This is a genomic window from Pseudarthrobacter sp. CC12 (assembly GCF_039907755.1).
Lineage (GTDB): Bacteria > Actinomycetota > Actinomycetes > Actinomycetales > Micrococcaceae > Arthrobacter > Arthrobacter niigatensis.
In genome coordinates this window covers 57,404-69,376 of record NZ_JARDJH010000002.1, presented here as the reverse complement: position 1 = coordinate 69,376, position 11,973 = coordinate 57,404, and the positions used below count along the sequence as shown (strand labels likewise).

At 65.7% G+C, this 11,973-nt stretch carries 8 protein-coding genes; 1 reads left to right on the top strand and 7 read right to left on the bottom strand.

Annotated features, from left to right (window positions below):
* Positions 1-46 precede the first annotated feature (46 nt).
* The 7 genes from PV772_RS01900 to PV772_RS01870 form a co-directional block, all read right to left on the bottom strand.
* Positions 47-715, bottom strand: coding sequence for a lysophospholipid acyltransferase family protein (locus PV772_RS01900; RefSeq protein WP_141160512.1), 669 nt, complete (start codon positions 713-715; stop codon positions 47-49).
* A complete protein-coding gene (locus tag PV772_RS01895) occupies positions 702-1,418 on the bottom strand; it encodes an HAD hydrolase-like protein (protein WP_141160513.1) in 717 nt (238 codons plus the stop codon). Before PV772_RS01895 ends, PV772_RS01900 begins: the two co-directional genes overlap by 14 nt.
* Positions 1,419-1,497: 79 nt before the next feature.
* On the bottom strand, positions 1,498-4,419 hold the full coding sequence (gene uvrA / locus PV772_RS01890) for an excinuclease ABC subunit UvrA (RefSeq protein WP_141160514.1): 2,922 nt from the start codon (positions 4,417-4,419) through the stop codon (positions 1,498-1,500).
* 47 nt (positions 4,420-4,466) lie between these two features.
* On the bottom strand, positions 4,467-4,844 hold the full coding sequence (locus tag PV772_RS01885; RefSeq protein ID WP_141160515.1) for a GntR family transcriptional regulator: 378 nt from the start codon (positions 4,842-4,844) through the stop codon (positions 4,467-4,469).
* The gene (locus tag PV772_RS01880) at positions 4,841-6,655 is read right to left on the bottom strand and encodes an ABC transporter ATP-binding protein (protein WP_347885207.1); all 1,815 of its coding nucleotides are present in this window, start codon (positions 6,653-6,655) and stop codon (positions 4,841-4,843) included. The genes PV772_RS01885 and PV772_RS01880 overlap by 4 nt, the downstream gene beginning before the upstream one ends.
* Positions 6,652-8,382 (bottom strand): ABC transporter ATP-binding protein, encoded by a 1,731-nt coding sequence (locus tag PV772_RS01875; RefSeq protein WP_347885206.1) that lies wholly within the window; start codon positions 8,380-8,382, stop codon positions 6,652-6,654. The genes PV772_RS01880 and PV772_RS01875 overlap by 4 nt, the downstream gene beginning before the upstream one ends.
* A 154-nt stretch (positions 8,383-8,536) precedes the next feature.
* Entirely contained in the window at positions 8,537-9,316 is a 780-nt protein-coding gene (locus tag PV772_RS01870; RefSeq protein WP_347885205.1) for a trans-aconitate 2-methyltransferase, read from the bottom strand.
* A gap of 96 nt (positions 9,317-9,412) precedes the next feature.
* Here PV772_RS01870 and PV772_RS01865 point away from each other — a divergent pair, with 96 nt between their 5' ends.
* Positions 9,413-11,950: a DUF3516 domain-containing protein gene (locus PV772_RS01865; RefSeq protein ID WP_347885204.1), complete on the top strand. Its 2,538-nt coding sequence runs from the start codon at positions 9,413-9,415 to the stop codon at positions 11,948-11,950.
* Positions 11,951-11,973: the final 23 nt, after the last annotated feature.

Here is an 11,973-nt window from a genome sequence, read left to right as displayed (position 1 = left end):
TGCCGGCCGGCGCATCCGCACCGGCCGGGCAGCCCGGAGCGCCGGACTACTCTGCTGACTTGCTCTGGTTGTAGCTGGCGGACCGCTCCTGTCCGCTGAGGGCGGCGATCGCGTCCATGATCCGGTCCGTGACCTCACGGCGGGCCGGCAGCGAGTGGTCCGGTCCCGTCTTGTCGAAGTACAGCGGCTCCCCCACCTTCATGGTGAAGTGCTGGGGCCGGACGCCCTTTTCCCCGGCGCGCTGGAGCTTCTCGGTCCCAATCAGGCCAACGGGAATCACGGGGGCCCCGGTGGTGAGGGCGAGCCAGCCGACGCCGGTGCGGCCACGGTACAGGATGCCGTCCCGGGAGCGGGTCCCTTCGGGGTAGATGCCGATTCCGCGTCCGGCCTCGAGGATGTCGAGCAGGGTCTTCAGCGCCTGGACGCTGGCGGCTTGTTCGCCGCGCTCGACGGGAATGGAGCCCACGGACTCGAAAAAGGCTTTCATGACCCTGCCCTTGACACCGCCCGTGGTGAAGTACTCGGCCTTGGCGAAGAAAGCCACCGGACGGGGCATCAGCGCCTGGACGATCACGCTGTCGAAGAAGGAGAGGTGGTTGGGCGCCACGATAAAGGGGCCGTCGGACGGAACGTTTTCAAGTCCGACGACGGTGGGCCGGCAAGTGCCGCCGATCAGGTTGCGCGTGGTCCAGCGGACGGCATCAAACATTTCCATCGTTGCCCACCCCGCTCATGGCCGATGTGTGGACAGCCTGCAGCTTCTCAATGACCGCCACCAGCTCATCCCCCGTGCTGACGACGGCCACGGATCCGGCTTCCTCCAGTTCGCCGTCCGGGGCGAATCCCCAGACAACGCCGATGCAGTCTAGCCCGTTGGCGATGGCTCCGGACACGTCCTGGGCGCGGTCGCCCACCATGATGGCGTGCTGGGTATCGAGGTTTCGCAGGGCAGCGGCGATGATCTGGGTCTTTCCCAGCGGAACGCCTTCCACGGCTGTCTCGTCATCAGCCGAGCCATGGATGCCGTGGAAAAAGCCGTCGATGCCGTGGTGCGCCAGCACTTTGCGTGCCAGCGGCTGGGGCTTCTGGGTTGCCACCGCGACGGGCCGGCCTGCCTCAGCAAAGGACTCGAGGATACCGCGGATGCCCGGGTACAGCCGGCTCTGGGCAATACCTTTGGCGACGTAGTACTCGCGGTAGAGCCGGACCACCTCGTCAAGGTGTTCCGCCGGGACGTTGGCCACGTTAAGCAGGGAGTCGCTCAACTTGGGGCCGATCATCGCATCGAGCAGGTCCTGGCCGGGAACCGGGAGCCCCAGCCCGCGGAGGGCTGAGGCAATCCCCTCGGTTATTCCACCGGCGGGATCGACAAGAGTGCCGTCCAGGTCAAAGATCACGGGCACTGTTGTTGAAGTCACCGGGTTAGTTTCTCATGACAGCAGGAGTGCCTGAAACTCGCATTCCCGTTGCGGAATACTTCGCTGTGGTTTCGTCCGGTCAGCCGAGTATTTCTGCCAGGAATTTGCCGGTGTGGCTGGTGGTGGACTTGGCCACCTGCTCCGGCGTTCCTGCCGCAACGATCTGGCCGCCGCCGGAACCGCCATCCGGTCCGAGGTCAACCAGCCAGTCGGCGCTCTTGATGACATCGAGGTTGTGTTCGATGGTAATCACCGTGTTGCCCTTGTCGACCAGTCCCTGCAGAACCATGAGCAGCTTCCGGATGTCCTCGAAGTGCAGGCCCGTGGTGGGCTCGTCCAGGACATAGATGCTGCGGCCGTTGGACCGCTTCTGAAGTTCTGCTGCGAGCTTGACGCGCTGCGCCTCACCGCCGGAGAGGGTGGTGGCCGGCTGGCCCAGCCGCACGTAGCCCAGTCCCACATCCACCAGGGTGTTCAGGTGGCGTGCGATGGGTGAGAAGGCGGCGAAGAATTCGGCACCTTCCTCGATGGGCATGTTGAGGACATCGGCGATGGTCTTGCCCTTGTAGTGAACTTCCAGGGTTTCCCGGTTGTAGCGGGCTCCGTGGCACACTTCGCACGGGACATACACGTCCGGCAGGAAGTTCATCTCGATCTTCAGGGTGCCGTCACCCGAGCATGCCTCGCAGCGGCCGCCCTTGACGTTGAAAGAGAACCGGCCAGGAAGGTAGCCGCGTACCTTTGCCTCGGTGGTCTCGGCGAAAAGCTTGCGGATGTTGTCAAAAACGCCCGTGTACGTGGCCGGGTTGGAGCGCGGGGTGCGGCCGATGGGGCTCTGGTCCACGTGGACCACCTTGTCCAGGTGCTCCAGGCCATGGATTGTCTTGTGCCGCCCGGCCACCTGCTTGGCACCGTTCAGCTTGTTAGCCAGCACCTTGTAGAGGATCTCGTTGACCAGGGTTGACTTGCCCGAACCGCTGACGCCGGTCACCGCAGTGAACAGTCCCAGCGGGAAGGCGGCGTCAACGTTGACAAGGTTGTTCTCCCGCGCGCCTACCACCTTGATCTCGCGCTTCTTGTCGTACTTCCGGCGTTTCTTCGGTACCTCGATGGCCTTGCGGCCGGAAAGGTAGTCGCCAGTCAGCGAGTCCCGGTTGTCCAGCAGTTCCTTGTAGGTGCCGGAATGGACTACCTGGCCGCCGTGTTCCCCGGCGCCGGGCCCAATGTCCACGATCCAGTCGGCCACGTGGATGGTGTCTTCGTCGTGCTCGACGACGATGAGGGTGTTTCCCATGTCGCGGAGCCGTGTCAGGGTTTCGATGAGGCGGCGGTTGTCCCGCTGGTGCAGGCCGATGGAGGGCTCATCGAGAACGTAGAGGACGCCCACCAGTCCCGAGCCGATCTGGGTGGCGAGCCGGATGCGCTGTGCCTCGCCGCCGGAGAGGGTCGCGGACGGACGCTCGAGGTTGAGGTACTCCAGGCCGACGTCCAGGAGGAAAGTCAGGCGGGCCTGGATCTCCTTGAGGACCTGGTGGGCGATCTGGGCTTCGCGTCCGGTCAGCACCAGGTTGTTCAGGAACTCCGCACAGTCCCGCATGGGAAGGGCGGCGACCTCGGCGATGGACTTGCCGTTGATCAATACCGACAGGGATGCCGGGTTGAGGCGTGCGCCGTTGCAGGCAGGGCAGGGAACCTGCCGCATGTATTCCTCGTACCGGTCGCGGGCCCAGTCGGAATCAGTCTCGCCGTGCTTGCGGTGGACGTATTGGATGGCACCTTCGAAGCCGGTGCTGTACTTGCGTTCGCGGCCAAAGCGGTTGCGGTACTGCACAACCACCTTGTGGTCCTTGCCGTGCAGGACGGTCTGCCGCACGTCCTTGCCCAGCTTCTCCCACGGCGTGGTCATGGAGAAGCCGACTTCCTTGGCCAGGCCTTCCAGGAGCCGGTTCCAGTATTCGGTGGTGGCAGTGCCCAGCGACCACGGGGCGATGGCACCCTCCGAGAGGGACAGTTCAGGGTTGGGAACGATGAGTTCCTCATCCACTTCCAGCCGGGTGCCGATTCCGCTGCAGGCAGCACAGGCGCCGAAGGGGTTGTTGAACGAGAAGGAGCGGGGCTCGATCTCGTCGATGGCGAGGGGGTGCTCATTGGGGCAGGCAAGATTTTCCGAGAATGCCCGGATGCGTTCCGGCGCGTCTGCTTCAACGTCCACGAATTCGGCGAGGACGCGGCCTTCGGCCAGGCCCAGGGCGGTCTCGATGGAATCGGTGAGCCGCTGGCTGATCCCGTCCTTGACCACGAGTCGGTCCACCACCACCTCGATGGTGTGCTTGAACTGCTTGCCCAGCTTGGGCGGATCGCTCAACTGGACGAGGTTGCCGTCGACGCGCGCCCGGGAGTAGCCCTTGGCGCTGAGTTCCTTGAAGAGGTCCACGAACTCGCCCTTGCGTCCGCGGACCACCGGCGCCAGGACCTGGAAACGGGTGCCCTGGTCGAGTTCCAGGAGCTGGTCCACGATCTGCTGCGGGGTCTGCTTGGAGACCGGCTCACCGCAAACGGGGCAATGCGGCCTGCCGACGCGGGCCCACAGCAGGCGCATGTAGTCGTAGATCTCGGTGATGGTGCCCACCGTGGACCGCGGGTTCTTGCTGGTGGATTTCTGGTCGATCGAAACCGCCGGGGACAGGCCCTCGATGAAATCGACGTCGGGCTTGTCCACCTGGCCAAGGAACTGGCGCGCGTAGGCGGACAACGATTCGACGTAGCGCCGCTGGCCCTCCGCGAAGATGGTGTCGAACGCCAGCGAGGACTTGCCGGAACCGGAGAGGCCGGTGAAGACGATCATGGCGTCGCGCGGCAGGTCGAGGTCCACGTTGCGCAGGTTGTGCTCCCGCGCGCCCTTCACCACGAGGCGGGAGAGGTCCGGCCGCTGCGGGGCAGCAGAAGGGACGGCAAGGGAAGTGGAGGGGGCAGGGGTTTCTTCAGCTAAGGCTTTAGGCACCCCATAATGCTAATCGAAAACTTTTTCGAACACTGACGGTTCCGCCCTCAGGGAACATCGTAAGCGGCGGCCAGCAGCTTCACGGCTTCGGCGAAGCTGGCACCCCGGGATTTGGCGACGGCGGCGTACGCGGCGGCCGCTTGCGAGAGGTCCCCGAGCCGCTCGTCCCGGGCCGAAACCACTGTCCCGTGCCGGCCCCGGGTGGCCACGACGCCGGCAGCCTCCAGTTCCTTGTATGCCCTGGCGACGGTGTGCGGGGCGACGTCGAGTTTCTCTGCGAGGGCGCGGACGGCGGGGAGCCTGGTGCCGGGCGCCAGCGCACCGTTGTCCGCCAGGTGGATCACCTGGAGACGTAGTTGTTCGAACAGCGCCACGCTGCTGGCAGGGTTGGGACGCCAGGATCCTGGAAACCCGTCCGGGGTCACAGGCCGCCCTCCAGGACCTCGTTGCGGCCGTCCCGTTCGGCGAACTGGGCGTCGTAAAGCTTCGCGTAGTAACTGTCGGCGCCGAGCAGGCTTTCGTGCGTGCCCTGTTCGACGATGCGTCCGTGGTCCATGACGAGAATTAGATCAGCGTTCCGGATGGTGGACAAACGGTGGGCGATCATGAAGCTGGTCCGCCCGTCACGCAGACGCTGCATCGCCTGGCGGATGAGCAGTTCCGTCCTGGAGTCAACGGAACTGGTTGCCTCGTCCAGCACCAGGACGGCGCGCCCGGCCAGCTGTGCCCTGGCGATGGTAAGGAGTTGCCGCTGGCCCTGGCTGAGTGGCTCCCCTCCGTTTTCCAGCACCGTGGCATAGCCGTGCGGCAGGGACCTGATGAAGCGGTCGGCGTGGGTGGCTTCCGCGGCTGCGACAATCGCCGCGTCCGGCGCTCCGGGCAGTCCGTAGGCGATGTTTTCCCGGATACTGCCGTCGAAGAGCCAGGAATCCTGGAGGACCACACCGAAGTGGGCCCGCAACTGGTCGCGCGGTATTGCCGCGATGTCCCGGCCCCCCATGGTGATGGTGCCGGATGCGGGTTCCAGGAAGCGCATCAGGAGGTTCACCACGGTGCTCTTGCCTGCACCGGTGTGTCCCACGATCGCCACCGCCTGGCCGGGCTCCACGGCGAAGGTGAGGTTGCGCACGGCGGGCACAGCCCCTGGGTAGCCGAACGTGACGTCGTCGAAGACTATGCGGCCGCCGGCCGGGGCGCCGGTGCCCTGGCCGGCGTGCTCCGGGGCGTCCTCGCCCGCGTCCAGGAGCACGAAAACCCTTGCCGCCGATGCAGCACAGGACTGCATCACGTTCAGCAGGCCGCCGATCTGTCCGACGGGCTGGCTGAACAACCGGCTGAACTGGATGAACGCCTGGACTCCGCCGATGGTCATGGCTCCAGCGATGATCTGCAGGGCCCCCACCACCGCGACCAGGATGTAGTTGAGGTTGGACATGAGCACCATCAGCGGCTGGACCACCCCGGCCGCATACTGCGCCTTGGTAGCAACCAGCGCCAGGCGTCGGCTGCTGCGGCTGAAGACGTCCGCCGCGTGTTCCTGGCGGCCGAAGGCTTTGATGACTTCATGGCCGCTGATGAATTCCTCGACGTGGCTGTTCAGTTCGCCGGTCTCGGTCCACTGCCGCGCGAAGTGCTCCTGGGACCGCCGGGCCACCAGGACGGTGATCAGCGTGGAGACGGGGACAGTGGCAATGGCGATGGCCGCGAGCAGCGGCGAGATCCACAGCATCATGGCCAGCGAGCCGCACAGCATCAGGACGGACACGATGAGCTGTGTCAGGACCTGGTTCAGTGCTTGGGCGATGTTGTCGATGTCGTTGGTGGCACGGCTCAGCACGTCCCCGCGGGACCTTCCCCGGAAGTAAGTGGACGGGAGTCGGTGCAGCTTTTCCTCCACGGACGCGCGCAGCCCGTACATGAGCCCCTGCACGGCCCGCGCGGTCAACGCCCCCTGCATCCAGTTGAACAGGGATGCGAACACGTACATCAGGGCCACCGCTGCCAGCAGGACTCCGAGTCGCTGGTCGAGGCTGCCCTGCAGGACGCCGGCCACCACTTCGTCGGTGGCGTCACCCAGGTACTTTGGTGCTGCCACGTTGAGGACAGCGAAGGCGCAAGTGGCTCCAACGGCCCCGAGCATCTGCAGCCGGAAGGGCACCAGGAGGCCAAAGAGCCTGCGCGCAGTCGGCCAGAACCTGTACTCCTTTTCCTTGGCTTCCGGCTCCCCTGCCGTCACAGGGTGCCGTCCAGCGCGAGCTGTGATTCGGCAATTTCCCGGTAGGTGGCCGACGTTTCCAGCAGCTCGCGGTGGGTGCCCTGGGCAACGAGGCGGCCGTCGTCCAGCACCAGGATGAGGTCTGCGCCTGCCACGGCCGAGATGCGTTCGGACACGATGATGACGGTTGCATCGGCAAGCGCCCCATCCAGGGCGCGCCGCAACCTGGTATCCGTGTCGTAGTCCAGGGCCGAGAAGCTGTCGTCGAAAAGGTAGACGGGCGCCTTCCGCACCAAGGCCCGGGCGATGCACAGCCGTTGCCGCTGGCCGCCGGAAAGGCTGGCTCCACCCTGTCCGACAGGGGTGGCAAGCCCCAGTGGAAGGTCTCCCATGAACCGCATGGCCTGCGCCAACTCCAGTGCCGCCCAGAGCTCGTGGTCGGGGGCTGCGGGGGCTGCCATCCTCAGGTTGTCGGCGATCGTCCCGGTAAACAGGTGGGAATGCTGGGGCACCATGGCCATGGCTGCGCGGAGCTGGTCCAGGGACAGGTTCCGGACGTCGTGGCCGGCCAGGGTGACGCTGCCCTCGGTGGGGTCGAGGAAACGGGGGATCAGGTTCAGCAGCGTTGTCTTGCCACTTCCGGTGGAGCCGACAATTGCGGTGGTGGTGCCGGCAGCGGCGGTAAAACTGATCTCCGCAAGCACGGGGGCCTCAGCTCCCGGATAGGCGAAGCCGACGCCCTGGAAAGACACAGCAGCCGGCTGAATTGTGTCCACCCGGGGCTGCGCGCCGGCCGCGGCCGAGCTGCTGACGGACGGCTCCGTATCCAGCACTGCCTGGATGCGTTCGGCGCAAGCGGAGGCCCGCGGCGCCGTCATCAGCACATACATTGACATCATGATGGCCAGCAGGATCTGCATGATGTAGGCGATGAAAGCCGTGAGGGCGCCGAGGTTCATCAACCCCGCCTGGATGCGGTGGCCGCCGAACCACACCACGGCCACCGAGCTGATGTTGACCACCAGCATGATCATGGGCAGCATTCCGGCTACCAGAAGCGCCGACCGCAGATTGTTGGCGGTCAGCCGGGCGTTGGTGTCCGCAAACCGCCGCATTTCATGGCCCTGGCGGACAAAGGACCGGATCACATCCGTCCCGATGATCTGTTCGCGCAGGATGCCGCCTGACCGGTCCAGCAGGTCCTGCCCCTCCCGGTAGAGCGGGATGAGGCGCCGGACTATCGAGTACATGATCAGCAGGAGCAGCGGAACAATGACGATTACCACCGCGGACAGGGCCGCATCCTGCTGGACGGCCAGGACGATCCCGCCGATTCCCATGGCCGGCCCGGCGAAGAGCATGGTGAAGACCAGCAGCGCGAACGCTTGGATCTGTTGGACGTCGTTCGTGGCGCGGGTGGTCAGGCTGTGGGTTCCGAACAGGGCCACATCCTGCGAGGAGAAGGACTGGATCCGGTTGAAGATGTCCGCCCGCAATCGGTGCCCGATCTTCATCGCAACAAGCGCGCCGACATAGCAGGCAGCAATGGCGGCTGCCGCCTGCACCACCGCGATGGCAGCCATGAGCGCACCCAGCCGGGAGATCACCTGGGGTTGGCCGGCCACGATCCCGTCATCGATGATGGCCGCGTTCACGGTGGGCAGCAGCAGGTTGGCCGCTGCCTGGACCAGTTGGAGGACGATGATCGCCCATACGTGCCCGCGTTGGCCGGCAAGCTGCCGCCTCATGAGTCCGACCAGCAAAATACCCCCTGTACATGCCTACGGCCGACCAGGGGCCAGCGGCTTGACCCCTGAACTACAGTCGCCATTGTAAGCCAGATCACTTTCAGCTGCTGTCACACGCTGTGACTGGTCCGAAAACACGTTGGGAGGGCCGGTGCTAACCCCTCTTCCGGCCCACGGCGAAGATCCGCCTGAAGGGGAAGACCGTGCCGTGGGGTCCGCTCGGATAAGCTTCCCGCAGGGCCGCCGCGTACTCGGATTCAAAGCGCCCGGCATCCTCGCTTCCGAGGACGCCCATGACCGGGCGCAGTGCGGTGCCGCGGACCCACTCGAGTACGGGGTCGGGCCCCTGCAGGACCTGCTGGTAACTGGTTTCCCAGGCATCCGCGGCGTAGCCGGCGTCGAGCAGGATGTTCAGGTAGTCCCCCGGCTCCCCCACGGTTTCCCCGCCCCGCAGCACGCCGCCCAGCTTGCCTGACCAGCGGTCAGACGCTGCGAGCTCCCGCATCAGGGAATGTGACGGGGCGTTGAAGTTTCCGGGCACCTGCAGGGCAAACCAGGCTCCCGGCCGGAGGGCGTCCAGCCACCGGCGCATCAGATCCCGGTGGCCGGGCACCCACTGCAGGGCTGCGTTGCTGACCACGACGTCCGTCTCCCCGGTGGGCATCCAGGTTGCGATGTCCGCCTGTTCAAAGGACAGGCCCGGAACGACCTCTGCCAGCCTGGCCGCGCGTGCCAGCATCTCGGCAGACGAGTCCAGTCCAACCACCTGGGCTTCGGGCCACCGTTCGGCCAGGGACGCGGTCAGGTTCCCCGGACCGCAGCCGAGGTCAACGACCCGTGCGGGACGGTCGGCATGGATCCGGCCGGTGAGGTCGAAGAACGGCCTGTTCCGGTGGTCATCGAACTGGACGTACTTTGCGGGGTCCCATTTCATGAATTCTCCAGGTTCTAGCATGCACACGGGCAAGGCGAAGCCTAACCCTCCCGGAGCGCCCTATGCGGCCGCAACGTGGCACTAAGGTTGAAGTCAATGAAACTCGTTGACCAGCTGAGCGATCTGTCCGTCCCCAACGCCGCCGTCGACCCCGACGCCCTGTACAGCCGCTTTGTGGACTGGACCGAGTCCCGGGGGCTGTCCCTGTACCCGGCACAGGACGAGGCGATCATGGAGCTGGCAACCGGGGCCAACGTCATCCTGGCCACTCCGACGGGATCCGGTAAGTCGCTGGTGGCTATCGCCGCGCACTTCCAGGCCATGGCCCAGGGCCGGCGAAGCTACTACACCGCGCCCATCAAGGCGTTGGTGTCCGAAAAGTTCTTTGCGCTCTGCGACATCTTCGGCGCGGAGAACGTCGGCATGATCACCGGTGATTCCGGGGTCAACCAGGATGCGCCCATCATCTGCTGCACCGCCGAGATCCTGGCCAACATCGCGCTGCGGGAGGGCTCCGCGGCGGAGCTGGGCGCGGTGGTCATGGATGAGTTCCATTTCTACTCCGACCCGCAGCGCGGCTGGGCCTGGCAGGTCCCGCTCCTGGAGCTTCCGCAGGCACAGTTCCTCCTGATGTCCGCAACCCTGGGTGACGTCAGCCGGTTCGAGGAGGGGCTCACGGCGCTCACGGGCCGCGCCACCACCACGGTGAGTTCCGTGGAGCGGCCCATTCCGCTGCACTACTACTACCACCAGACACCGGTCCACGAGACGCTGGAGGAACTGCTGTCCACCAGGCAGGTGCCGGCGTATGTGGTGCACTTCAGCCAGCTTGAGGCGATCGACCGCGCCCAGAACCTGATGAGCATCAACGTTTGCACCCGGGAGGAAAAGGACAAGATCGCGGACCTCATTGCCAATTTCCGGTTCGCCGCCGGATTTGGCAAGACGCTGAACCGGCTGGTGCGGCACGGAATCGGTGTACACCACGCCGGCATGCTGCCCAAGTACCGCCGGCTGGTGGAACAGCTGGCCCAGGCGGGACTCCTGAAGGTTATTTGCGGGACGGACACGCTGGGCGTGGGCATCAACGTCCCCATCCGCACCGTGCTGCTCACCGCCCTGAGCAAGTACGACGGCGTCCGCACCCGGCTGCTCAACTCACGCGAGTTCCACCAGATTGCGGGCCGTGCCGGCAGGGCGGGTTACGACACCGCCGGGACGGTGGTGGTCCAGGCGCCCGAGCACGTGATTGAAAACGTCAAGGCCATAGCGAAAGCCACGGCAAAATTCGGTGACGACCAGAAAAAGCTCCGCCAGGTGGTCAGGAAAAAGCCGCCCGAAGGTTTTGTGTCCTGGGGGGAGCCGACATTCAAACGGCTGGTGGAATCCGTCCCCGACCCACTGACGTCCAGCTTCACGGTGACGCACGCCATGCTGATGAACCTGATGGAACGGCCCGGCGACCCCTTCGCCGCCGCCCGGCGGCTGCTCACCGAAAACCATGAGCCGCGCTCCTCCCAGCTGCGGCTCATGAAGAAGGCGCTGGGAATCTACCGCGAACTCCTCGCCGCCGAAGTCATCGAGCGGATCCCGCCGGAGGAGCAGGGCCCGGATGGCCGCACAGTCCGCCTGACGGTACACCTGCAGCCCAACTTCGCCCTGAACCAGCCGCTCTCCCCCTTCGCCCTTGCCGCACTGGACCTCCTTGACCCGGAGTCGCCGTCGTACGCCCTGGACGTGGTGTCCGTCATCGAGGCGACCCTGGAGAAACCCCGGCAGATCCTCTCGGCGCAGCAGAAGAAGGCCCGCGGCGAAGCTGTGGCGGCCATGAAGGCCGACGGCATCGACTATGACCAGCGGATGGCCATGCTGGACGAGGTCACCTACCCCCGGCCGCTCGCGGAAATCCTTGGCGAGGCGTTCGAGGTATACCGGAAGGCCGCGCCATGGGTGGGCGACTTCGAGCTCGCCCCCAAGTCCGTGGTCCGGGATATGTACGAGCGGGCGATGAACTTCGGCGAATTCGTCCAGTTCTACGGACTGGCCAGGTCGGAGGGCATCGTGCTGCGGTACCTCGCGGACGCCTTCAAGGCACTCCGGCAGACGGTGCCGCAGGACATGCTTCGTGAGGACCTGGCGGACCTGACCGCCTGGCTCGGGGAATTGGTCCGGCAGGTGGACTCCAGCCTCCTCGACGAGTGGGAAGAGCTGGCGTCCGGTGTGATGCCCACGCCGCACGACGCTCCACCACCCCCGCCGCCGTCGCTGACCTCCAACATCCGCGCCTTCCGGGTCATGGTACGGAACGAGATGTTCCGCCGCGTGGAGCTGTTCGCCGATGAGGACGCCACTGCGTTGGGAGAGCTCGACGGCGCCTCGGGCTGGGGTGCCGAGCGCTGGGAGGATGCGCTGGATGACTACTTTGATGAACACGACGACATCGGGACGGGGCCGGACGCGCGTGGCCCCGGTCTGCTGATCATCACCGAAGAACGCGGGACCTGGAAGGTGCGCCAGATCTTCGACGACCCTGCCGGCAACCACGACTGGGGCATCTCGGCAGAGGTGGACCTGGCGGACTCCGACGCGACCGGAACGGCCGTGGTGAGGGTGACGGACGTGAACCGGCTCTAGCCCCCGGACTGGGCCGGTGCATG